Source organism: Streptosporangium sp. NPDC020145, from assembly GCF_040631275.1.
Lineage (GTDB): Bacteria > Actinomycetota > Actinomycetes > Streptosporangiales > Streptosporangiaceae > Streptosporangium.
Map to the genome: position 1 here is coordinate 98363 of NZ_JBEXZT010000017.1, position 23624 is coordinate 121986.

The following is a 23624-nucleotide window of genomic DNA, read 5'->3' on the forward strand; positions in this document are numbered from 1 at the left end:
CACCGGAGGCTGCGTACGGTGGCGCGAACATCGTTGATCGTCGAGCCGAAAGGCCACGTCATGACCTGGCTCATGCTGGACCACCCCGCCTGGGACCTTGACACCGGTACACCGATCAGGGCGCTGCGTACCTCAACAGGGACGTGGACGTTCACCGGCTCATCCGAGCGTATTGCCACTCTGATCTGCGGAGACGGTTCCGCGCCCGTCATCGACTCCTACGACCCGGTATCTCTGCTGGACAGACGGGTACCGGTCGGACTCGCCACCTCCCTGCACCGACTCGGTCGCGTCGAGCGGGTGCGCAACCCCGATCTGTGGGAGGCATTGGCAACCGCCATCGTCCGACAGGTCATCCGGGCTGGGCAGGCACGCAAAATGCATCGTGCGTTTCGGGCCGCCGCAGGTGAAGCTGCTGGAAGTACCTGGCTGATCCCGACTCCGGAACAGACGCTCGCTCTCAGTGCCGAGGACTTCGCCGAACTCGGCATGGCCTTCAAGCACCGACCACTTCAGGCCGCAGCCTCCGCCTACCTGACCCACCACGCAGAATGGGCGCAGCTTGCCCCTGATGCCCTGGTTAAAGCCTTGCAGTCGGTGCCGCGCATCGGGCCGTGGACCGCCGGGGCTGCTGTCGCCGATGCGACCGGCGACTTCTCCCTGTACCCGTACGCCGACCTGGCCGTCCGCACCTGGGCGGCGCTGGCTGATCCAGCCACCGCGTGGCCGACCGACGAGCCCGGCTTCGCTGCTACCTGGCGGCGTCTGGCCGGACCGCACCTGTCCGTACTCACTGTCCTCACACTCGCCTGGGGAGATCACCATGCACAAGTTGATCAAGGGAGCACGCACCACTGACTTAGGAACCACACCTGCGCAACTTGACCTGCTGCTCGTCAACGCTCCGCTGCGGGACTACTCCCTCCGGCCCCGCGTCAACGACTACACCTTGCCCGTGCTGGGCATGGCCTACATCGCCACCTACGCCGCCTCTCAAGGCTTCACGGTCGGCGTTCTGGACGCCGAGGCAGCGGGCCTGCCGATCGCTGACACCGTCAGCCTGATCAACCAGGCTGCGCCTCGCTGGGTCGGATTCAACCTGTTAGCCCCCACCTACGAGATCAGCGCGACCATCGCCGCCGCCCTCGACCCGCACATCCGCATCATGGTGGGGGGTCACCATGCCAAAGCCATGCCGCAGCGAATCCTCGCCGATCCCCGGATGGCCCGTTGCGACGCCCTGGTCATCGGCGAGGCCGAGACTCGCGTTGTGGAGCTGCTGGCCGACCACCGTAACCGGACCGGCCTACCCGGAGTCATGTGGTGTGATCCGGTCCTGGGCACTCCGGTCACTGGCGGCCGCCCTGGTACCAGCCGTCACCTGGCACCGGACATCAACACGCTGCCGTTCATCGACCGTGCTTATCTTGCCCAGGACCCCTACCGGGCCGAGGACGGCCGAATCGAGGCGAACATGGTCGGGGCGCGTGGCTGCCCCTACGACTGCTCGTTCTGCGGCGCGGCGGTCAGCGCTAACCCGGATGTGACGATCCGAGTACGCGAGCCGTACGGAATCCTCGGCGAGATGCACCAGCTCCGTGATGGTCAGGGCGTGACGGCGTTCCGGTTCGTTGACGACCTGTTCCTCGGCGCCCGCCGTGTGATCGACCAGATGACGGCCGCGTTCGCCGCCGAGAAGGTGAGCGAATGGGCGGTCTGGGACGCCACTGGCCGTATCAACGTGCTCCACCGTGCACCGGACAAGACACTCGATCTGCTCGCCGCGTGTGGGCTGCGCGAGGTCGCCCTTGGCATCGAATCCGGCTCGGAACGGATGCTGGCCCACATCGACAAGCGCATTACTCAGGAGATGGTCCTCAACGTTGTCCGCCGTCTCACCATCCGCGGCATCAAGGTGAAGGGCTACTTCATTCTCGGTTTCCCCACCGAGACCCGTGTCGAGCTGGCCGAGACCGTCGGCCTGATCCACAGACTGTGGGATCTCACCGACGGTCAGGCCGGAGCGTTCCGTGCGTCGGTGTTTCAGTTTCGCCCCTACCCTGGCACCCCTGAGTGGGAGCGGTTGATGGCCACCGGCCGCTACGCCACCGAGCAACTCCTCGACTACGCGCCCGTGGACCTCGGCGCCGAAGACGCGGCTCTGCGCGGCCGGGACGAGTTCAACTTCTCCTCGCGGCTCCAGTTCGGGGAGGCCACCGAGGAGGAGATTCACCGTCATCTGGCCGATCTCGCACGCGCCCAGCACTCTCGGAGGGTTGCATGAGCTTGTTCGTCACCCTCGACGGCCCCGGCGGGGCCGGAAAGTCCACCTTGACCCAGTTGGTCGCTGAGCAACTCGCGGCTGTGGGCGTCTCCGCGCTGGCCACCCGCGAGCCGTCCGGCGGGCCTCTCGGCGAGATCGCCCGTCGGCAGACAGCGACATTTTCCGGCCCTGCGCTGGCCTGCCTGGTGGCCGCCGACCGCTACCACCACCTTGAGACCGAGATTCGGCCGGCACTGGCCAGAGGCGAGGTGGTGGTGTGCGACCGATACGTGCCCTCCTCCTATGTTCTCCAGAGTCGCGACGGCGTCCCGCTGGATTACATCCGCCACCTCAACGCCCTGGCCGACCGGCCTGGTCTGGCAGTTCTGGTCACAGCCGCTTCCGCCGTTCTGGAGGAGCGACTCAGCGTGAGAGGAGCGCACTCACGATTCGAGCACGAAGGCTCCAGCACCGCCGAAGTCGCCCTGTACGAGGACCTTGCCGACACCTTGGCTGTCGATGGATACGTTTTCCACCGAATCGACACAGGGCACCAATCATCGCAAGACGCCGCTGCGACTCTCACCGGCCACATCCTTGAGCTATTGTCACGGGCGTCAGACCCGCCTCGGGAAAGGCTCCTGCCGCCATGACGACGCAGCGCCAGCAGGTCACCGTGGATGTTCATGTGATCCTCGAACGCGACGGTCATGTTCTGCTGTCCCTTCGGCAGGGCACTGGGTACGCCGACGGGCTGTACTGCCTACCCTCCGGCCATCTCGACCCCGGTGAGACAGTCGTCGACTGCGCGATCCGTGAAGCCCGCGAGGAGGTCGGCGTCACCATCGACCCTGGCCATCTACGGCCCGCCACCGTGGTCCACCACCTGTCTCCCGAAGGTCGGCCACGGGTCGGGTTCTTCTTCGCCACGGATGCCTGGGACGGGGAGGTGGTCAACGCCGAACCGAACAAGTGCGCCAAGGTCGAATGGGTGCCCGCTGACGTCCTGCCGAGTAACACCGTGCCGTACACCGCCGCCGGGGTCAGGCTCTACCGCACCGGCACTGGCATCGGCATACATGGTTGGTCCGAACCGACAGCCACATAAAACGAGTACGGCCCCGGCCTCCGAAGAGAACCGGGGCCTTCTCACCAGCTGTTCTAAGTCAGGGCCAGGGCGGCACGTACCAACGAGTCGTAGGTGTCCCTCGTACGTTCCAACTCGATGCCGAGGGAACGAGCGAAGGCGTCCAGCTCATCCTGTACGGCGGTGCCGGGTTCCTGGTCGTTCGCCGTACGTTCGAACTCGACGAACACTCCGGCGTGCTCGACCTCGTCCACGCAGATCGCCACCCCGTTGAGCGTTGCGCTCCTACGGGTCTTCACGATGCGGACGGTGGGGTGGAAACCCATCGCGACGATGGCGTGGTGCATCTGCTCCCGATCGGCCACCTCGGTCTCGTGCTCAAGGCAGGCCATCGCGTTGTCCAGTGGTCGTTTGATCGTGAACAGGTGTCGTCCGTGCTGGGTGCGCAACCGGGCGAACGTCACGCCGATCTTGCTCTGCTCGTAGGTCCAGCCGTTCTCGGCATACGCCTGGTCGTCCTGCCGTACCGGAGGAGAGAGAATCACTCCGCGCCGGGCCAACGCCTCCTCCAAGGCCACGAGGTCACGCACGCGGTACTTGACCTCAATCTCCTGCGCCACATCGGCCTCCCTGGTCTCCGCTGGGACGCGGGGAGCCTACCGAGAGCGTGCGTGGCTCGACATGGAATCAGCACAGCCCACTCTGAAACGGCGGAACGCCAAACTCACATCACAAGAGAACCTGGCTGGACTCGTCGATGAGGGAGGGGCTTGGGTTTGGGGTACCGGTGCCGTGTGTGAGGAGTGTCCGGCTTGGGCGCGTCGGTGCTTGGACTGAGGAACGCAGGAGCGCAGCGACGGAGTGACGAGGGAAAGCGCCGACCCGAAAGCGCCCAAGCCCGCGACGCCGCCAGGCGGCGCAAAAAGGCAGGTGCCCAAGCCCGCGACGCCGCCAGGCAGCGCAAAAGTCACCTATCGAACAAGATCGAGCGCGCCCTCGCCGTGGCCGCGGCGAGTTGGTAGCAGACGTTGACGACCCCCAGCACCTCCCGGGGGCTGGACAGGCCGCCGGCGACCGTACGGTCGCCGGTGCGGGTCATCCCGGGGATCATCGCGCCCTGTTCCGCCGCCGCCGCGCTCGGCATGTCGATCTCCAGGTGTAGTTCGTCGGGCACCTGGATGGTCGGCAGTTCCCCGGCCTTCTCGACCGTCTCGGCCGCGGCCGCCCTGATGCGCTCGCGCGCCACGGTCGGCGAGAGGCTGTCCGCGGCGAAGTAGCCGTGCGCGGCCTTCACCTCGACGGTCCGCGCGCCGGGCAGCCGGTCCCTGATGGTGGCGCAGATGACGTCGTCACCGGTGACGAGCCCGACCGGCACACCGACCGCGGCGGCCCGCAGCGCGTTGACCTCGGCCTCGGAGACGACGAGACCGTTGAGGCGGACCTCGGTGAAGTACGAGGAGTAGGTGTGCGCGAGCACGCCCGGTTCACCGGCCGCCGCGTGGTAGCCGAGGAAGAGCGCCACGTCGTGTTCCTCGCTGATCCCCTCGGCCATGCAGTCGAGTTTGGGGGAGCCGAAGATGAGCCTGGCCCTGGGGTCGAGATCCTCGTGGATGAGGTTGTCCATGGTGCCGTGGCTGTCGTTGACCAGGACGCTCTCCGCACCGGCGTCGAAGGCGCCCGCGATGGCGGCGTTGGCCTCGGCGGTCATCAGGCGCTGCGCGGCGGGGTAGCCGTGTCCGCCCCTGACCACCTGGTCCATGGTCGCGATCCCGGCGACGCCCTCCATGTCGATGGACACATAGACCCTCATGTTCAGGACTCCTCACGCTCCACGGACGACACCGTCCAGCCTCACCGCGAACGCCTCCGAGGGATACGTTCCGCCCGCCAAGCCGTACGGCTCTCATTTGGAGATGACTCCGTTGCTCCTTCGCGTGATGGATGTTCCGGGTGGTCTTGACGTTCTCCCCAGCAGGTGAGATTACTGGCAGCGATATTACTGTCGCTTTACGTGAACATAGGGGGTGTGAAGCTCTGAACACCAACAAACCGCCGGTCCTGGGTACGGCGACGCCCGAAGAGCTGATCGAGGCGGGAGCCCCGAGACCGAGTCACGAGCTGCGAGTCCCCGCCGCCCTGGTCGCGACCGCCGAGCACGGCCTGACCTCAGGCGGCACGCCGCGCAAGCGGGTGCTGGTCATCGGCGGCGGGATGGCCGGCCTCGTCGCCGCCTACGAGCTGATGCGCCAGGGGCACGAGCCCGTCGTCCTGGAGGCCCAGCAGCGGGTCGGCGGACGGGTCCTCACCCTGCGGGACTTCGCCCCCGGTCTGTACGCCGAGGCCGGAGCGATGCGCATCCCGCGCGTGCACGACCTCACCCTGGCCTACTGCGAGCGGTTCGGGCTCACCCTACGGCCCTTCGTGATGGGAAATCCGAACACCCTCGCCTACATCCAGGGCGTCAGGACCACCGTCAGGGAGCTGAACGAGAACCCCGGCATCATCGACTTCGAGCTCGCCGAGCACGAGCGTGGCCGCACCTACGAGGACCTGTGGCGCACCGCCACCCAGGAGATCCACGACCTGTACGCCCAGGAGGGCGAGGCCGCGCTCGACCGCATCTGCGCCGAGTACGACCGCTACTCCATCCGCGGGTTCCTGCGCGAGCGCGGTTTCTCCGAGGGCGCCATCGAGCTGTACGGCGTCATGAGCTTCAGGGAGTCCAACCTGAACGCGGCGATCATCGAGCAGTTCCGCGAGATCATCGGCCGGGCGTTCGAGGACATGCAGGAGATCGAGGGCGGCACGGACCTGCTGCCGACGGCCTTCTACCGGGAGCTGAGGAACCACATCCGGTTCGGCCACGAGGTCACCGCCATCGAGCAGGACGACCACTCGGTCACCCTGCACGTCAGGACGGCCTCCGGCAGGACGACGCTCACCGGCGACTACGCCATCTGCACGATCCCGTTCTCGGTGCTGCGTGACGTGGAGGTCAGGCCCGCCTTCTCGCGCCGCAAGCAGCGCGCCATCCGCGAACTGAACTACAACGCCTCCACCAAGATCCTCTTCCAGGTGCGGCGGCCGTTCTGGGAGCGGACGGACGGCATCGTCGGCGGCACCACGGTCACCGACCTGCCGATCCGCCGCATCTGCTACCCCTCGCACAACGCCCGCGACGAGGAGCGTTCGGTCCTGCTGGCCAGCTACACCTGGGGGCAGGACGCCCTGAGGTGGGGCGCGATGTCGCCGCAGAAGCGGGTCGAGCAGGCGCTTGAGGACGTCGCCAAGATCCACCCCGAGATCCACGACCACATCGAGTTCGGCGTGACGCACGCCTGGTACGACGACCCCTACGCGGCGGGGGCCTTCGCCCTGTTCGAGCCGCACCAGCAGACGAGTCTGCACGACGCGATCATCGCCCCCGAGGGTCGCGTGCACTTCGCCGGTGAGCACTGCTCGCTGTGGCACGCCTGGATCGAAGGAGCCCTGGAGTCCGGGCTCAAGGCGGCCCAGGCCATCCACGAGGCGTCCTGACCCCGGCGCCCGGCGTCTCTCCCCCGGCGCCGGGCGCCGTACCAAACGCCACGCCCGGCCTTCACCGCCGTACCAGACACCTCCCACCGCGCCAGACGTTTCCCGCCAGGCCGAACCCCCACCGCCACGCCGTACCAAACACCTCGCCCCGCGCCCGGCCTTCACCGCCTACCGGGCCCCCACCGCCGCCTCGGGCGGTCAGCCGCCGAGTCGTTCGGCGTAGCGACTCAGTCTGGCCTCCGCCTCCGTCAGGTCGGCCGCGGCCACCGCGCACGCGTCGAGGTGGGCCCGTACCGACTCGCGCAGCCACGGTGGTGCCGCACCGCCCTCCTCAAGCTCCGCCTCGATCCTGCGCAGGCGCTCGGCGCAGTCGGCGAGTCTTCGGACGTCGGAGCGCAGCAGTTCGACCCGCGCGGCGATCCGCTGCGGCGCATCCGGTTTGTCGGGGGAAGAAGGCATTCGTTCCTCCGGTTCTCCGGTCCCGGGGCGATCGGGCCGCCTCCGGCTCTCCGGTTTCAGGGCGGTCAGACCGTCCGCACCGGGACGCACGCCTCCTGGAGCGTCCGCCTGGTGATCGTGGACAGGCACAGCAACGGACGGGCGCCGTCGAGCCCCAGCTCACGCAGCCGCCCCGTCAGCGGGTTGGCCGAGCGCCCGACGACCAGCCGTACCCGGGGGGCGAGGTGCACCCGGCCGAGGCCCCGGGTCCGCACGCACGAGCGCAACGTCGCCCCCTCGTGGCGCGCGTAGGCGACCAGGTCGCGGTCGCTCGCGGGCACCCACGGGCCGAGGGAGCCGGTCAGGGTGAGGACCCGGTCGGTGAGCTCCCCCACCGTGACCCGCACCGCCCCGCCGGTCAGGTCGAACTCGACCGGCATGACGTACGGCTCGCCGCCCCACAGCCGGGGCGCGACCGCGCGGACGACGGCGGTGTCCACCACGGAACCGGCCAGGAAGCTGCCCGAACGCCGCCGGTCGGCGCCACGCGGCAGGTCGGGCCAGACCCGGATCGACCGCGAACGCCACGGGTCGGGCACCACGACCCCCAGATGGGCCTCATGGTACTCACCCAGGCTGGTCCGCCGGTTCCACGAGGCGTGCACCGCGACCAGGGCACGCCCCCCGACCCGTACGGCGGGCCCGAGCCCGGTGCTCACGAGCAGGGCGGCCGTGGCGGCCGGGTCCGCGGCGAAGTAGGCGGTCAGGGAGCCGCCGTCCTGGCATCTGACCGGCAGTTCGACCGACCCGTCCCGCGTCTCGGCCAGGTAGGTGGGCACGGTCAGGAACGGGAACCCCTCCGGGCGGGGAGCCCGGTCGAACAGCTGGTAGGCCTGCGACCGCACGACCCGCCCCCGGTAGGGGGCCAGTTCGGCGTCGATCCGCTCCCGCGCCTCGGGCAGGTCGTCGGCCAGGTTCGCGATGTAGTGCTCCATGCTGTGGCAGCGCGGGAAGAGGTGGGTCGGGTCGAAGTAGTCGATGACGTACCAGTCGGGGTGCAGGTCGAAGCACGTGCCCGCGCCCTGCCCGTCGAGGGTGGGGATGATGTCGTGCTGGTTGGTGACGCTGGCGACCCGGACACGTGGGTCGGCGGGCCGTTTGAAGTCGATGGGCGCGCCGACGGACACGACGTGGGTGACGGTGTGACGGGCGCAGAACGCGGCGTCCTGGACGAGGTTCATGACGGCCGCGCCGCCCGCGCTGTGCCCGATGAGCGCCAGTTCCTCACCGCGCGGCACGCCGTAGTCCTCCACCGCTCTGATCAGGGCCCGGCTGTAGGGACTGCTGTCGAGTACGGCGCTGCTGAAGGCGCCGAGCAGGTCCTGCGGCGAGTTGTCGTCCGGCAGTCCGACCCGCATGCCGGGCGCCTGGACGACGTGACGCGTCGTCCCCTCGTCGTCCTCGACGCTCTGGATGAGCACCCGGCCCGTCGTGCCGAGCAGGCCGATGTTGCGCAGGAAGCCGAGCAGCGAGCCCCGCTGGCTCAGCCGTACGGACTCGACGGTGGCCAGGTCGACGCGGCGGGCGGCTCCCTCGCCGGTGTCGAGGACCGCGACGGCCCTGTTGCCGAGGCCGGTGATCGGGTCGGCGGACGCGAAGCCCCGTCCCGTCGCGATCAGCCAGGCGGCCTCGTCGTTGAACGGGTTCTCGTCCAGCAGGGCCCGCAGGGCGAGCACCTCACCGAAGATCGGCGCGAGCGTGCTGAGCGTGCGCACCGCGCCGCGGTCCTTGAACAGGGCCCGCAGCGCGCGCACCGCCTCAAGGTCGCGGTCCGCCGCCGCGGCCTCGACGAGCCTGGTCAGCATGGGGTCGTCGCGCAGTTCGGGATGCTCGACGGCGGCGGCCGCGATGCGCAGCCGCAGTGAGGTGGCCAGGACGCGGACGGTGAGGCTCTCCGCGCCGCCCAGCACACCGAGCCTGGCGGCCAGACTTCCGAGCGGCCCGCCCGTGAAGGCGTAGCCAAGCCCCTGAACGTTGGTGACGGCGCGCAGCAGCGCGCGTTCCGCCCGGTAGGCGACGGCGGGTGCGCGGACCACGGCGCCCGGCGCGGCGCTCTCGGTGAGCGCGGTCGTGGCGTGCGTCGACACCTCGTGGATCGTGACGCCGATGTCCACGAGTTCGCAGGCCGCGGCCCGCAGCAGTGCGGCGTGGTCGCGGCTCCGCCCGCTCATCTCCCCACCTCACGGCCCATGCTGACGTAGCGGGGGCGTGGTTCCTCCGGGATGTTGCGGTTGAGCACGTCGGACAGCGTCCCGGTGGTCGCGATGATCCGCAGGCCGAGCGGGGAGAAGGTCGCGGCGTTGAACACCCTCGGCGCCAGCAGCGGATTGGTGAGCGCCTGGGAGAAGGCGTCGATGGCGATGATCTTCGTCAGCAACGGCGGCAGGATGGCCTCCGAGGAGGCGTGCTCCTCGGCGAACAACCCGACGTACAGGTCGACGTCGTCGACACCGCCGTACAGCTCGCGCAGCGCCTCGACGACCCGCCGGTCGCCGGTGATCTGCTCGAACCTCCGCACCCTGGGGAACCGGCAGTGTTCTCGGTAGGCGTTGTAGGGGGCCAGGCCGAGGGCGCGTGACTCGGCGACGCTGGCCACGTCCACCTCCCGCAGGCCGGGATCGGTGTTGAACAGGCCGATCCGGCCCGCGCGCTGCCGGGAGGCGTCCTCAAAGAGCCTGCCGATCCCGGGGCCGGGGATCAGCTCGGCGCCGAACAGGGTCCGTGCCAGCGGGAGGTCGGCGTCACCGACCGAGAGCCGGGAGGGGATGAGCCCGTGCCAGCGGTAGACGAGGTTGAACTCGACCGAGGCCCAGTTCTCCCGCTGCCAGGGCGCGTGGGCCAGTCTCGCCGACAGCCGGGAGTCGAGGGTGAAGCGGAAGTGGTAGGGCGTGATGTGGTTGACGTACTCCTCGACGACCAGCTTGATGAGCAGCACGATGAGGATGTTCCTGGTCGTCTGGAACAGCCGTTCGTCGTCCCAGCGCGGGTTCTGCTCGGCCAGCAGGGCGGCCACCCTGTTGTGCTCGCGCAGGAACAGCACCGTGAGCATCGTGAACCCGACCTGGATGTTGCCCCGGTCGCTGCCGACGGCGAACAGGGTGTCACGCCGTGCGGCGTCGACCTCCGCGAGGCGGACCACCTTCAGCGGGGCGAACTCCGGCTTGATCTCGCCGCCCTCGCACAGGTACGGCGGGAACTCCCCGTCCTCGATGATCTGGCTCTTCAGCCGCCCGCCCTCGAAGGACCGTAACACCGCGGTCGCCTCCGGGGTCAGGCCGTAGAGCTGGTTGAGGTCGATGTGGTGGTTGGAGGTGTTCCTGCGCGGGTCACGCGGCACGTTGCTGTCGCCGCGCAGGAAGCCGTCGGTGAACCACTGGGCGAAGTAGGCGAACAGCACGGTCGAACGGGGGCAGGGGATCATGGCGCCGCCCCGGGCGAACAGGTCGGCGGCCCGCTCGGGGGACGGCCTGCGGCTGTCGTCGGCCGTGACCGGCGGCAGGTGCCTGCCGCTGTAGGTGCGGTCGGTCAGCGAGGTCCACGAGGTGTAGTCGGCCATGGCGCTGAGCGGCTCTGGCCGGGGCGGCATCTCGCGGATCGCGTGGTCGATCAGCGTGGCGTTGAGGCGACGTTGCACGGGAGGCACGGCCTGGGCCGCCTCCCACAGGGCGCGCCCCCTGGTCAGGGCGAGGAAGCGTAACCGGTTCGAGGCCCCGTCGGTGGCGATGCCACGCGCTCTCATCCGGCGTCTCCCAAGGCCAGCACGAACCTGTCCGGGAAGATGCCGTGCGCGCGGACGACCTCCCCCTCCGGCCCCGGCAGCCGCCGCACCCCCGGCCGCAGCAGCAGCCGCCGTACGGCCTCGCAGATGATCACCTTCGCGGGGGTCACGCCGAGGCAGGCATGGTGGCCGTGACCGAAGAACAGCCGGTGGTGGGCGGGCCGGTCGGTACGGAACTCCTCCGGCGCCTCGACCACGTCGGCGTCGAACATCGCCGAGGCGGGCGCGGCCAGCACGAACGTCCCCGCCGGGATCACCGTACGGCGCGGCGTGCCCGCGGCCAGGACGTGGTCGCGCACGCACACCCGGGCCAGCAGCTTGAAGAACGGGTTGAACCGCAGTGCCTCCCAGACGTAGGAGTCGAACCGCGCCGGGTCCGGCTCCGCCGCCGCCTCGACCGCCTGGCCGTACACCTCGGGGCGCAGCATGAGCTGCTCGACCGCCTCGACCATGGCGCCGGGGCCGCTCTCGACGAACCCCAGGGGCAGCCCGGCCATGTTGATCACGACCCGCTCGTCGTCGAACCCGGTGCCCGGGGGCAGCACGGTGCCGACGAGCCTGGTGAAGACGTCGTCGGGCAGGTCGAGCCCGGCCCGCAGCGCGGCCCTGCGCTCGGCGAGCCTGCCGTGCAGGTGGGCGGTCAGCTCGGAGCCCGCCGCGACGGCCGCCGCCTGGATCTCCGGGTCGCCCTGGAAGTTGGCGAAACCGTCCACGATGACGGCCCTCGTCCAGCGTGACAGGGTCGCCGGGTCGGGGCCGGGCAGGCCGAAGTACTCGGCGCAGACCCCGAGGGCGACGTGCCGGAACAGCTCGTGGACCGCCTCGACCCGGCCTTGGGGCCAGGCGGCGTCCAGCGCCTCGTCGGCCAGCCGCCCTGCCGTGTCGCGCACCCGGGCCGCGTCTGCCTGGGGGAGCATGACCCGCATCAGCCCCTTGTCACGCCAGTTCATCGGGGTGGCGTCCCTGGAGAGCATGAAGGGCGCGCCGAGCGCGGCCTCAAGGCGCGGCCCGAAGGAGCGCACCGTGAAGACCTCCTCGTTGGAGAGCACCTCCACGACGTCGGCGTATCTCGTCACCACCGTGAAGGCCGGGGTGACGAGGACCGGCCTGTGCTCGCGCAGCTCCGCGAGGAAGTCACGCCAGTCGGCGCGCAACCACCGCAGGACGAGGGCGAGCGCGGACACCGGATCGTCGGCCAGGGTCTCGTCGTATCTCCTCAGGTGGTCACCGGTGGTCGTCTGGTCGACAGCGCCCATGTCCTGGCCCCTTCTCCCCCGGTCTCCCCGGATTTCCCCGGGGCTTTCCGGAGTCTCTCCGGACCCCTGGAAAGCCGGAGCGAACACGGGTCGTCACATCGGGTGGCCACAACAATTTAGGAGGGTCGCGAGGGATTCACCGATGGCTACTCTATGGAGTGTTTTGCTGCCTCTAAGTGATTATCATGTCACTTTCGGGCGACTGCCACGGCGCCGGAATACGGACGTTCAATAAGCCCCATCCGACCGCAGGGAGAAAACGTGGCCCCGTCGCCCGACTCACGCCCCGACCAGCGGACGGCGGAGACGGTCACGGTCCCCACCGGCCGCAGGGCCGCCTACCTCGTCGTCCTCGTGGTGCTTCCCGCGGTGCTCCTGGCGCTGGCCGTACCGGCCGCGTGGGGGTGGGGGGTCGGGCCGCGCGACCTGGTCATCGCGGTCGTGATGTACTTCGTCAACATCTTCGGCATCGCCGTCGGCTACCACCGGCTGTTCACCCACCGCTCCTTCCGGTGCCGCAGGCCGCTGCGGATCGCGCTGATGCTGGCCGGCGGCCTGGCCGTCGAGGGGCCGGTCACGCTGTGGGCCGCCGAGCACCGCCGTCACCACAAGTACGCCGACCGCGAGGGCGACCCGCACTCCCCGTGGCGGTACGGCGAGAGCGGCCTGGCGTTGCTGCGCGGCATGGCCCACGCCCACGTCGGCTGGTTCTACACCGCGCGCCGCCGGTCGAGCCGGTCGCACTGGGTGCCCGACCTGCTGGCCGACCCCGACGTCCGGCGTTTCGACGCCGCCTACCCGGCCGTCGTGGCGCTGTCGTTCGCGCTGCCCACGGTCGTCGGAGGGCTGTGGTCGATGTCATGGCAGGGGGCGTTGAGCGCGCTGTTCTGGGGCGGCCTGGTCCGCTACGCCGTGGTGCACCACGTCACGTGGTCGGTGAACTCCGTCTCCCACACCTTCGGGGACCGTCCGTTCGCGACCAGGGACCGCTCGTCGAACGTCCGCTGGGTGGCGATGCTGACCCTCGGCGAGGGCTGGCACAACTGGCACCACGCCGAACCCACCTGTGCCAGGCACGGGGTCCTCAGGGGACAACTCGACCCGAGCGCCCGCCTGATCCGCTGGTTCGAACTGGCCAACTGGGCCGACGACGTCCACTGGCCCAACCCCCACCGCCTCACCGCCCACCGCCTCCCCCACCGGTCAGACGGTTAGGTCCCGGACGGTGGTTATCATGGGGGTGTGTACTCTTCCTCATGTCTGAGCTGGTGGCGCTCCTCGTAGGAGCGGCACCTCTCGCGCATGACCGGGCCGTTCGGATGAACGGCCCTTTCGTGTTCCTGGACCAGGGCTCGTGTCGTCCCGACGGCTCGACCGACCCACCAGGAGACCTCATGAGCACCATCCAGACCACGACCCCTTCCACCGCAACGCCGGAAGCGCCAGAAACGCCGGAAGCACCTGGAACGCCCGACGCGCCCGACACCCTCGGCATGTCCGCCGCGCAGGCCCGCAGCGCCGTACTGGAGGAGTTGATCCTCAAGGACCCCGGGCGGTTCCGGGTGCTGACGGGTGACCGTCCGACCGGGCGGCTGCACCTCGGGCACTACTTCGGCACGCTGCACAACCGGGTGCGGCTGCAGAACCTCGGGGTGGAGATGTTCGTGATCATCCCCGACTACCAGGTCCTGACCGACCGTGACGTGGCGGACAACCTGACCGAGTACGTCGAGGAACTGGTGCTGGACTATCTCGCCATCGGCATCGACCCGGCGCGCAGCACGATCTTCACCCACAGCGCCGTCCCCGCGCTCAACCAGCTGATGCTGCCCTTCCTGAGCCTCGTTTCCGTCTCCGAGCTCAACCGCAACCCCACGGTCAAGGACGAGATCGCCCACTCGCGCCAGTCGTCCGTCAACGGCCTGATGTTCACCTATCCCGTCCACCAGGCCGCCGACATCCTCTCCTGCAAGGCCAACCTGGTCCCGGTCGGCCAGGACCAGCTTCCCCACCTGGAGCTCACCCGGACCGTCGCCCGCCGTTTCAACGACCGGTACGGCGACGGCACCGCGGTGTTCCCCCAGCCCGAGGCGCTGCTGTCGAACGCCCCGCTCCTGCTGGGGACGGACGGCACCAAGATGAGCAAGAGCCGGGGCAACGCCATCGCCCTGTCCGCCGACGCCGACGCGACCGCCCGCCTGATCAGGGGGGCCAAGACCGACGCCGAACGGCACATCACCTACGACCCGGTCGCCCGCCCCGAGGTGTCCTCCCTCGTCCTGCTGGCGGCCCTGTGCCTGGACCGCTCTCCGCTGCGGGTGGCCGAGGAGATCGGTTCCGCGGGGGCCGCCGCGCTGAAGAGGACCGTGACCGAGGCGGTCAACGAGTATCTGGCGCCGATCAGGGCCCGCCGGGCCGAGTACGCCCGGGACCGCGCCCACCTCCGCAAGGTGCTGCGCGAGGGCAACGAGCGGACCAGGGCCGTGGCCGACGCCACCCTCGGCGAGGTACGCGCCGCCATGAACAGCCACTACTGACTGCCCCGCCCTGACGGGACACCGGGATCGGTGTCCCGTCAGCCGCCCGCCTCAGCCGGCGCGGCCTCGGACCGGGGCAGGAGGACTGTGGGCTCCCGGAACCACACCTCCTGGCGGCCGTCCGCGGTGACCGTCAGCCCGAACTCCTCGTGCCGCGGCCGTCCCTGCTCCGTCCACCACCGGTGGGCGGCCTCGACCTCGTCCCACAGGTCGCGCGGCCCGCCCTGGAAGACCCGCGACTCCAGTGAGTACTCCTCGTCGAAGAACACCGCGGCCCAGGACGGGCCGTCCAGGCCGTACAGCCACATGGTCCGGTTGCCGGACCGGGTGCGGCCGTGGGCGTGGACGCACCCGGGCACCAGCAGGCCGGCCACGAAGTCGAAGACCGCGTAGCCGGAGTCGTCCATGACCTCGTCCACCGGCAGGTCGGTGAACGACCGGCGGGTGTCCCCCGGCCACTCGTCGCCGGGGACGTAGTCGGCCCGGGAGACCCGGCGGTCACGCTGGGACCGCAGATGCATGAACCGCGCGGCGCTGGAGAAACGCCCTCCCGCGCTGCCGTCGTCGTTGACGACCAGCCGCACCAGCGGGTTCTGCCCGGTGTAGTGGGTGCCCCACGGCATCACCAGCACCCCGCCCGGCCTGGTCTGCTCGATCCACGCGCGTGGAACCTCACGCACCCCCGCCGTCACGAGAACCCGGTCGTACGGCGCGTGCTCCGGGCTGCCGAGCAGGCCGTCCCCGACGACGATCTCGGGGTGCCAGCCCGCGGCGGCCAGTGACCTGCGCGCGGTGTCGGCCACCTCCTCGTCGATCTCGACCGACACCACGTTCCTCTCGCCCAGCCGGGCCGACAGCAGGGCGGCGCACCAGCCGGTGCCGGTGCCGATCTCCAGGACCTTCGCGCCCTCGAACACCAGGAGTTCGGCGAACATGGAGAACACCGCGGTCGGCATCGAACTGGAGCTGGTGGCCAGCACGCCGTGACGAAGACCGAGGTGGGTGCCGTCGTCCCACTGGGTGACGATGGGCACGTCGGCGTTGGCCCAGTGCCACCACCCGTCGGGGTCGTGGATCCTGGAGACGGCCGTGTGCCCCTCCTCGGTCGAGGGCCACATCACCTCGGGCAGGAAGAGATGCCGGGGAACCACCTCGAAGGCGGCCCCCCAGTCGGGGGTCAGCACGCCCGACTTCCGCAACATGTCACGCAGTGCCCGCCGGTCCTGGTGCGAGGTCGTCATTTCTTCCGGCCCCGATGAGCGTCACCGTCCAGCCGTGAAGGCATCACCCCGAGAATGCGAGGATCGCGCCTTTCCTTACGGTCTCCCATTTGCTCCTCTTCCCGTGTCCCGCCCCCGAAACAGAGCACTCGCACCCAGCGTAGGGACAGGTCACGACGGTGACACATGGATTCCCAGGAAAGGTTTACGCCGCTTTTCTTCCCGCCGTTTCGGGGCCCTGGACACAGGAAGTCCATTGAGGATGGAATTTACCTTGTTTTCCACGGCAACCCGGAAATCATGGTGGCTTATGGTTCTTTTTGGTGCCGTTCCTCGACCTCTCGGGTGGGTGTCGGCGCGGCTTCCCGCCTGCCGGATCTCGCCGGGTTCGCACCGAGTACGGCAGGACGACCGCCCCCGTTGACCGCCCTGCCGTACGGCTGCCCTGTGCCTCTAGCGCGTGGGGCCGTGGTCCTCGCGCCAGAGCTCCGCGCCGTCCCTGTCGTAGCCGACGAGCTCGAAGCCCTCGGCGTAGATGTCGTCGGTGCGCCGTTGCGTTCCGGCGAACATCCGGAAGTCGCCGGCCTGCCACGGTTCCGGCCTGGTGTCGGCGGTCACCGTCGTACCGTCCCGGAGGACCAGCGCGACGCGGGCGGTCCCGGAGCCGGTGATGCCGAACCAGCGGTCCTCGTGCTCCCGCAGCTCCGCCTTCATGGGCCTGCCGCCCATGTCGGTCAGCGGCCCTCCCGGCGAGAGGGTGTTCATGGCGACGGCCCGTCCCTCCAGCTTCCAGATCAGTGACCTGTCGGGCGTCTCGTAGAGGCCCACGACAAGGCCGCCGGGCATCTCCACGGTCGAGCCGACCGGCTTCGCGCCGGTTTCGGGGAACACCGGGGGCTGCCGCTCGATCCTTTTGACCGTCCTGCCCAAGCCGTCCAGGAACTCGAACGCGGTAACCGGTTCGTCCGCGGAAACGGTCACGGTCCAGATGGCCTGGGGGGCGCCCTGCGGCGTCCGCAGCGTGCCGGTGACCCGCCCGCCTCCCTCGCGTACGGCCACGACCCGGGCGATCCCGGCCTGGGCGGTGCCGTAGTGCAGGACCTTTCCCGTGACGGGGGGCGGGAACGACTCCGTCGAGCCCTGGTCCGTCGCCTCCGCGCCGTCGATCACCGGCCCCTCGCCGCAGAACTCCGTTCCCCCTCCGGTCCTGGAGGTGTACTTCCGGCAGAAGACGGTGGCACCGTTCCTCGCCCTGGCGTACCAGAGCGAGAGGGGACGGCCCTCCGAGGGGTTGTCGATCGTCAGGCGCTTCCCGACGGGGTCCGGGTTCCTGAGCGGATCCTCGAAGGCCGTGGGGGTCGCGGTGACGACGGCGGCGATGCCTCCTCCCCCGGTGTCGCGGGTGACCGTCACCGCGACCGGCACGGCGACCGCGACGACGCAGACGCCCGCCACCAGCGCGTGCCTGCGCGTACGGCGGCGCCGCGACCGGAGCACCACCTCGGCGGAGAACCTCGCCGGGGCCTGCGGCGCACGCGTGGCGGCGGTTCCGAGCGCCGAGCGCAGACGGGGTTCCAACCTGTCGGTCATGCGGGGCTCCCGTTGATCGCTGAGGGGCTGGGCAGGACGGAACGGAGCCTGGCCAGGCCGAGTGAGGCGTGGCTGCGTACCGTCCCCCGGGAGACGCCGAGCACGTCGGCTATCTCCGTGTCGGACAGGTCCTCGTAGTAACGCAGCACCAGTACGGCCCGCTGCTTGCGCGGCAGGGTGGCGAGCACCTGCCACAGCCCCTCGTCGCTGTCGGACGGCGGGCTGTCGAAACGCGCCGTCTCGGGCAGCGCCCAGCCCGGCGCCTCACGCCTGCGCACCCGCCAGATGCTGACGTGCAGCCTGGCCATGATCATCTTGACGTACGGCTCGGGGGCCTGTTTCCGTCGTACCCGTGGCCAGGCCTGGTGCAGCCGGATCAACGCCTCCTGCGTGAGGTCGGCGGCGTCGTGCGGATTGCCGCTGAGCAGATAGCCGTAGCGCAGCAGGGCATCAGCGCGTTCCGCCACGAACTCCTCGAAGCGGGAATCGTCTTCCACCGGCCCCTGCCTTTCCTCGTCCTGTCACGGGATAGACGGCCGAGGAGGCCGAACTGTTGAATCAGCCCTTCCGGTCGTGGGCCTGCCAAGCCCGCTGGGAACGGGTGATGTGCCCGAGGGCGGCCTTGAAGATCCGGTAGTCGTCGTCTCCCAGCTCCTGGCGGTGCCGCCGTTCGATCCGGGCCAGGATGGCGCGGGCCTTGTCGATCTCGTCCAGACCGGTCTCGGTGGGGACGACGAGCTTCGCGCGCCGATCGGCCGGGTCGGCCTCCCTGCGCACGTAGCCGAGCCGCTCCAGCTCGTCGACGATGACCCCGACGATCTGCTTGTGCTGCCCGGACCGCTGCGCGAGCTCGGTCGCCCGCACGCCCGAGGCGGGCAGCACCGCCAGCACCGTGCCGTGTCGTGGCCGCACCTGGGGGTGACCCTGCTCGGCGAGCCGGGCGAACAGCTCCTCCTGCAGTGCCCGGCCCAGCTGCCCGACCAGCATCCCCAAGTCCGGCTCCTCGGCGGTGGCGTCCATCTCGACTCCCCAATTATTCACGATCATTGACTATCACTGATCATTACTATACCTTGAGATCAGTTGATCCCCAACCTCCGGCACAGACGAAGGAGTCCCACCATGAGCACCGCCGGCTTCGACTACACCATCACCCGGACCCTCGACGCCCCGGCCGACAGGGTGTGGGCCGCCTGGACCGTCGCCGACGAATACGCCGTGTGGGCCAGTGCCGAGGAAGTCGTCCTGGACGTCCGGCCCGGTGGCGCCTGGAGCTCGGTCATGGTCATCCCCGGCGGCGCCCGCGTCCCGCTGACGGGCGGCTACGTCGAGGTCGTGGAGAACAAGCGCCTGGTGATGGGCATGAACGTGCCCGGCCGCGACGAGCCCGTCCTGATGACTCTCGACCTGACCGCCGACGGCGAGCGCACCCAGATCAGCCTCTCCCAGACCTTCGACACCGCGGAGGACCGCGACCAGGCCGAGCAGGGCAGCAACTTCCTGCTCGACAGCCTGACCACCCATCTCGCCGCGGCCTGACCACGACGCACGGGAACCCACCGCCGAAAGGCGATCGGGCCGGTGGGTTCCCGCCCGGCTCCAAGACCGTCAAAGTACGAGGCGCCAAGCGGATCGTGGTCACGCACCGGCCCGCTCGCGCCGCAGTACGCGCACGCCGGCGACCGCGAGCGGCAGGAACATCAGGGTGAAGACCGTGCCCGCCACATATGTCAGGTGGATCGGGATGAACATCATTCCGACGAAGGCCGCGACGTAGACCACGGTGAGCCACCATCCGGCCACGCCCGCTCGGGCGAGCCCCACGCTGAGGGCCAGCAGGCCGAGGAAGGCGAAGATCTCCGTGCCGCTCCACAGCGGCATGAACGCGGCCTTGTCCACGGCGTCGGACAGGCGCGCCGCGGCGTCCATCTCAAGCTGCCGGCCCAGGATCATGCGCCACCAGTCGTCCCGCACGGCGCCGGACACGTTCAGCATGCTCACCGCGGCGGCCAGCGCCCCGGCCACCGTGAGCAGACGGCCCCTGCGCCCGCGTACCAGCCCGGGCACGGCCAGCGCGCCCAGCGCGCCCACGAGCAGCCCGTAGTGCAGCAGGATCGCCGACAGCTCGGTCAGGAAGAAGTCGCGGGCCAGCGCGGTGACGTAGTCGGCGGTCGAGTCGGAGCTCTGCGGCGGGCAGGTCATCATCCCGGCGAACACCAGCACGGGCCCGGCGACCAGCGCGACGCCACCGGCCGGCCGCAGGAACCGGGCCGCGGGCTCCGCGACGCGGGCCTCGGTCTCCGGGGACGGGGTGAGGGGGGTCATCTCTTACCTCCTGGTGCTTTTCTTGGCGGGCCTCACCCTCTCGCCGGGACGGGGACCGGCGGATCAGCCATCGCGCACCGTGACGAGTCCCCTTCGGGGCGGACCCGCCCGCGGCCGGGTCCGCTGTTCGACGGACGCCCCGAGCTGCCGGGGTCCGTCGTTTGGCGGAGTCGGCGGGCGGCGAGCGTGATTACGATCGGTGGTCATGACGATGAGCCGGCTGAGGAACGTACGCCTCATCCCGATGGTGTTCGGACCTCTGGTCGCCGCACTGGCCGTGGCGGAGGTCCGGCTGGACGACTTCTTCGACGCGACCTCCACGGCCGTCTGGGTCTCGGGCGTGGTGATGGGCGTCGGCCTGGTACCGGCGGCCTGGTGGCCGCTGGCGGGCACGGTCGTCGCAGCCGCCTGCCTGCCGGTGGGCATGGTGGTGTTCGGCGCGCCCGGGGTCAGCGGCGCGACGATGCTCGGGTTGCTCGGGGCGGTCGCCTGGGCGGGCTGGCGCGAGCCACGGTGGCGTTCGGTCGTGGCGCTGTGCGTCGCGGGTGCGTCCTTCGCCGGTACCGCCGCCGTCACGGCTTCACCGTGGGAGCTGCTGTTCGTGCCCTTGATCCTGCTGCCGGGCTGGTCCATGGGGCTGCTGGCGCGGCGCAACGGCGAGCGGGCCGTCAAGCTGGCCGAGCTCGCGGCCGCCCTCGACGCCCAGAGCGAGGTCGTCGCCAAGGCCGCCGTCGTGCAGGAGCGTACGCACATCGCCCGGGAGGTGCACGACGCGGTCGCGCACTCGGTCAGCGTGATGACCCTGCAACTCGGCGCGCTGCGCAGACTGCTCGCCGACCGCCCTGCCGAGCAGGAGGTCGTGGCAGGGCTGGAGCGTCTCGGGCGGCAGACCGTCGAGGAGATGCGCGGCCTGGTGGGCATCCTGCGCGAACGCGTCGACGGCGAGCCGCTCGCCCTCATGCCGTCGCTGGCCCGGCTCGACGAGTTGATCGCCGACGTACGCGCCGCGGGGCTGGCCGTCACCCTCGACGCCCCCTCCGACCTGCCCCGGTTGCCGCCGGTGCTGGACGTCACCGCGTACCGGGTGCTCCAGGAGGCGTTGACCAACGTGTTGCAGCACGCGGGCGGAGCGCCTGCTTCGGTCGCCATCGGTTACACCGGCCGGGCGCTCACCATGGAAGTGCACAACTCCCCCGCTCCCGTCCCTTCGGGGAGCGGGACGCGGGCCAGGACAGCGAAGGCCCGCGACAGCCTCACTCCCGCCACCCCGCCCAACGGGCGGCGGACCGGCCACGGCCTGGTCGGCATGCGGGAACGGCTGGCGATGGTCCAGGGCAGTCTGCACACCGGCCCGGAGCCGGACGGCGGCTTCGCCGTACGTGCCCGGTTCCCTCTCCCCCGAGTCTGACAAGGACGGCACGATGCCGATCACCGTGGCCCTCGTCGACGACGAGGCGATGATCCGTACCGGCCTGCGGCTGGTGCTCGGCGGCGAGCCCGACATCGAGGTCGTCGGCGAGGCGTCCGACGGGGCCGAGGCCCTCGAACTCGTCGCGCGCACCCGTCCGGACGTCGTGCTCATCGACGTGCGCATGCCGCGCATGAACGGGCTGGAGGCGTCCCACCGGCTCGTCCGCGACCACCCGGACAGCAAGGTCATCGTGCTGACGACCTTCGACGAGGACGAGTACGTCACCGCGGCGCTGCGTGCCGGGGTGAGCGGTTTCCTGCTGAAGGTCGCGCCGCCCGAGCAACTGGTCACCGCGCTGAGGACGGTCGCGGCCGGCGACGGGCTGCTCGATCCGGCCGTCACGCTGCGGGTGATCGCCGCGTTCGCCGACCGGCCCGCCTCCGCGAGGGGCACGGATCGGCCGAGCGAGCTCGACACGCTCACCGGCCGCGAGACGGACGTGCTGAAGCTGCTCGCGCGAGGGCTGACCAACATCCAGATCGCCGGCCGGCTCCACCTGGGCGAGGCCACCGTCAAGACCCACCTGTCCCGGATCCTGATGAAGCTCGGCCTGACCACGCGTGTGCAGGCGGCGGTCTACGCCTACGAGAGCGGACTGGTTCGCCCCGGCGAACAGCGCGACTGACGGAGGCCACCCACGCGGACCCGAGAGTGGTGCGGACGCGTACGGCGGCTCGCCACCCGGCTGCCGGGGTCCTCGTCACCGTGTCCTGGAGCGCGGTGGTTCCAGAACCGCCTTGATCGATCGTTTGGGACGAGGCTCGCGTCCATGAGGGGGCATAACCCCGGGGCTCGGGGCGAGGACGGCCGGGCGGGGTGGCCGGGCCTGGTGGAGTGGTCTGGTTTTGGGCGTGGCAGTGGAGGCGTTCCAGCTTCTCTGAAATTGAATTCGAATGGATTCAAACGACTCCCGGTCCGGATAAAAATCTATTTTCGATCGCGATCTTGGCCGTTTCGTACACCATGGTGTATATCTATGTACTGCCATTCTTCACCTGCATCCCCTTTACCCCTCCCGTGACATGTTGGGCACGTCACGGGCCTTCCACCAGGAGAGCGACATGAAGAAAGCAGTCGATCCGACCATCGCGAGCACACCGGCCGCCACGCCGTCCGCGATATGCGGAGCGTTTTCAGAAAAGCATGAAAATCGCGCCGGCAACCTCAGAAACAATGGCGGAGAAGGCTCTATCACCACACGGTCCCGCAACGGGGCCGAGCAACCCGCCGTCGGAGTCCGTGGAAACATCGGGAAAGCGAGCGCTCCCGGCGCACGGAGAATCTCCCGGTCGGGGAACCGCTTCGTCAGGAGGCCCATCGGCACCCAGTGGACCCTCGCCTAGGACGACCGCCGGGTAGAAGGCCTGGTAAGCCGGTCACCGTACCCCATGGGACGGCGGTGACCGGCGTCGGTGTGAGGGGGGTAATGCGCGCGTGAGAGTGGGCAAACGGTATGGCCGCGAACGTGAGTGTTCGAGGGCCGCCGGAACGCTCGGCGCGGCCGGGCGGACGCGGGACCCGTGAGGCGGTGAGGGTTGACGCGACCGCTGTGACCAGCGTGAACGGCGTATCCCGCCGGACGGGAGCCGGTCGGGCGCCGTCGGCCGTGCGCCGCACGGGACAGGCGATCGTGACGGTGCGCGAACCATACAACGGGGATATGCAAAAGCGATGGCTCCTCATACCCCCGGGGCCCAGGGCAGTGTGGGGACGCTCGCTCTCCCCTCTCCCGAGGAGTCACATGAAACCAGACCGCGTGCCCTCCGCCGTCGCGACATTCGCGATGGTCTCCGTGGGCGTCATCCTGTACGGCGTGGCCGCTGCCCTGGCCGCTCCCGTCGGGGGTTCACGCCCGGCGCGCATCACCAATCCGGGTGTCGTGTGGCCGTTATGGTCGGCCTCACGTAACTACACGGCCGGCGATCTGGTCACCTGCGACGGCTGCACCTACAAGTGCGTCCAGGCCCATTCGTCGGCGGACGGTGGTGATCCGTCGACCACCCCCGCTCTGTGGCGGCTCATCACCTGATGACGCCCCGCCCGACCTCAGCACGGGCGGCTC

22 protein-coding genes are annotated in these 23624 nt (G+C 69.8%); 11 read left to right on the forward strand and 11 right to left on the reverse strand.

All coding sequences use genetic code 11. The features are described from left to right. The first annotated feature begins 18 nt into the window (after positions 1-18). From ABZ463_RS27095 to ABZ463_RS27110, 4 genes are read left to right on the forward strand one after another with little or no spacing between them, the layout of a single operon-like run. Positions 19-858: a hypothetical protein gene (locus ABZ463_RS27095; protein ID WP_352014464.1), complete on the forward strand. Its 840-nt coding sequence runs from the start codon at positions 19-21 to the stop codon at positions 856-858. Further along, positions 824-2284, forward strand: coding sequence for a radical SAM protein (locus tag ABZ463_RS27100; protein WP_362780293.1), 1461 nt, complete (start codon positions 824-826; stop codon positions 2282-2284). Before ABZ463_RS27095 ends, ABZ463_RS27100 begins: the two co-directional genes overlap by 35 nt. Next, positions 2281-2916: a dTMP kinase gene (tmk, locus tag ABZ463_RS27105; protein ID WP_352014466.1), complete on the forward strand. Its 636-nt coding sequence runs from the start codon at positions 2281-2283 to the stop codon at positions 2914-2916. The genes ABZ463_RS27100 and tmk overlap by 4 nt, the downstream gene beginning before the upstream one ends. Further along, positions 2913-3371: an NUDIX domain-containing protein gene (locus tag ABZ463_RS27110; RefSeq protein ID WP_352014467.1), complete on the forward strand. Its 459-nt coding sequence runs from the start codon at positions 2913-2915 to the stop codon at positions 3369-3371. Before tmk ends, ABZ463_RS27110 begins: the two co-directional genes overlap by 4 nt. 53 nt (positions 3372-3424) lie before the next feature. Here ABZ463_RS27110 and cyaB read toward each other — a convergent pair whose 3' ends face one another. Beyond that, positions 3425-3970, reverse strand: coding sequence for a class IV adenylate cyclase (cyaB, locus tag ABZ463_RS27115; protein ID WP_352014468.1), 546 nt, complete (start codon positions 3968-3970; stop codon positions 3425-3427). Positions 3971-4317: 347 nt separating this feature from the next. Then, positions 4318-5160 (reverse strand): M55 family metallopeptidase, encoded by an 843-nt coding sequence (locus ABZ463_RS27120; RefSeq protein ID WP_352014469.1) that lies wholly within the window; start codon positions 5158-5160, stop codon positions 4318-4320. A 140-nt stretch (positions 5161-5300) separates the two neighbouring features. Here ABZ463_RS27120 and ABZ463_RS27125 point away from each other — a divergent pair, with 140 nt between their 5' ends. Next, entirely contained in the window at positions 5301-6887 is a 1587-nt protein-coding gene (locus tag ABZ463_RS27125; RefSeq protein WP_352014470.1) for an FAD-dependent oxidoreductase, read from the forward strand. A gap of 198 nt (positions 6888-7085) precedes the next feature. Here the strand turns inward: ABZ463_RS27125 and ABZ463_RS27130 are convergent, their stop codons facing one another. The 4 genes from ABZ463_RS27130 to ABZ463_RS27145 form a co-directional block, all read right to left on the reverse strand. After that, complete coding sequence (locus tag ABZ463_RS27130) at positions 7086-7346, reverse strand: hypothetical protein (RefSeq protein WP_352014471.1); 261 nt, start codon at positions 7344-7346, stop codon at positions 7086-7088. A gap of 65 nt (positions 7347-7411) precedes the next feature. Continuing rightward, positions 7412-9556: a hypothetical protein gene (locus tag ABZ463_RS27135; protein ID WP_362780297.1), complete on the reverse strand. Its 2145-nt coding sequence runs from the start codon at positions 9554-9556 to the stop codon at positions 7412-7414. Further along, entirely contained in the window at positions 9553-11124 is a 1572-nt protein-coding gene (locus ABZ463_RS27140; protein ID WP_362780300.1) for a peroxidase family protein, read from the reverse strand. Before ABZ463_RS27140 ends, ABZ463_RS27135 begins: the two co-directional genes overlap by 4 nt. Next, a complete protein-coding gene (locus ABZ463_RS27145) occupies positions 11121-12419 on the reverse strand; it encodes a cytochrome P450 (RefSeq protein WP_362780302.1) in 1299 nt (432 codons plus the stop codon). The genes ABZ463_RS27140 and ABZ463_RS27145 overlap by 4 nt, the downstream gene beginning before the upstream one ends. 261 nt (positions 12420-12680) lie before the next feature. On the opposite strand from ABZ463_RS27145, the gene ABZ463_RS27150 reads away from it, so the two are divergent. Both ABZ463_RS27150 and trpS read left to right on the forward strand, forming a co-directional pair. After that, entirely contained in the window at positions 12681-13634 is a 954-nt protein-coding gene (locus tag ABZ463_RS27150) for an acyl-CoA desaturase (protein ID WP_362780305.1), read from the forward strand. A 278-nt stretch (positions 13635-13912) separates the two neighbouring features. Beyond that, positions 13913-14956 carry a tryptophan--tRNA ligase gene (gene trpS, locus ABZ463_RS27155; RefSeq protein WP_362780393.1) on the forward strand — a complete coding sequence of 348 codons (1044 nt, stop codon included), beginning with the start codon at positions 13913-13915 and terminating at the stop codon, positions 14954-14956. Positions 14957-14994: 38 nt separating this feature from the next. On the opposite strand, the gene ABZ463_RS27160 is transcribed toward trpS, so the two are convergent. The 4 genes from ABZ463_RS27160 to ABZ463_RS27175 form a co-directional block, all read right to left on the reverse strand. Then, positions 14995-16197, reverse strand: coding sequence for a methyltransferase domain-containing protein (locus ABZ463_RS27160; RefSeq protein WP_362780307.1), 1203 nt, complete (start codon positions 16195-16197; stop codon positions 14995-14997). A 432-nt stretch (positions 16198-16629) separates the two neighbouring features. Further along, entirely contained in the window at positions 16630-17766 is a 1137-nt protein-coding gene (locus ABZ463_RS27165) for a hypothetical protein (RefSeq protein WP_362780309.1), read from the reverse strand. Continuing rightward, positions 17763-18263, reverse strand: coding sequence for a SigE family RNA polymerase sigma factor (locus ABZ463_RS27170; RefSeq protein ID WP_362780311.1), 501 nt, complete (start codon positions 18261-18263; stop codon positions 17763-17765). The genes ABZ463_RS27165 and ABZ463_RS27170 overlap by 4 nt, the downstream gene beginning before the upstream one ends. Positions 18264-18324: 61 nt before the next feature. Then, the gene (locus ABZ463_RS27175; protein ID WP_362780314.1) at positions 18325-18807 is read right to left on the reverse strand and encodes a MarR family transcriptional regulator; all 483 of its coding nucleotides are present in this window, start codon (positions 18805-18807) and stop codon (positions 18325-18327) included. Positions 18808-18888: 81 nt separating this feature from the next. Between ABZ463_RS27175 and ABZ463_RS27180 the strand changes: the two genes are divergently transcribed. Then, entirely contained in the window at positions 18889-19305 is a 417-nt protein-coding gene (locus tag ABZ463_RS27180; RefSeq protein ID WP_352014480.1) for an SRPBCC domain-containing protein, read from the forward strand. 99 nt (positions 19306-19404) lie between these two features. Here the strand turns inward: ABZ463_RS27180 and ABZ463_RS27185 are convergent, their stop codons facing one another. Then, positions 19405-20091 carry a hypothetical protein gene (locus tag ABZ463_RS27185; protein ID WP_362780317.1) on the reverse strand — a complete coding sequence of 229 codons (687 nt, stop codon included), beginning with the start codon at positions 20089-20091 and terminating at the stop codon, positions 19405-19407. Positions 20092-20296: 205 nt separating this feature from the next. Here ABZ463_RS27185 and ABZ463_RS27190 point away from each other — a divergent pair, with 205 nt between their 5' ends. The 3 genes from ABZ463_RS27190 to ABZ463_RS27200 all read left to right on the forward strand — a co-directional run bounded on the left by ABZ463_RS27190 (position 20297) and on the right by ABZ463_RS27200 (position 23591). Beyond that, positions 20297-21499, forward strand: coding sequence for a histidine kinase (locus ABZ463_RS27190; protein ID WP_362780320.1), 1203 nt, complete (start codon positions 20297-20299; stop codon positions 21497-21499). Between the two features lie 13 nt (positions 21500-21512). Further along, on the forward strand, positions 21513-22187 hold the full coding sequence (locus ABZ463_RS27195; RefSeq protein WP_362780322.1) for a response regulator transcription factor: 675 nt from the start codon (positions 21513-21515) through the stop codon (positions 22185-22187). A gap of 1116 nt (positions 22188-23303) precedes the next feature. Then, entirely contained in the window at positions 23304-23591 is a 288-nt protein-coding gene (locus ABZ463_RS27200; protein WP_352014484.1) for a carbohydrate-binding protein, read from the forward strand. Positions 23592-23624: the final 33 nt, after the last annotated feature.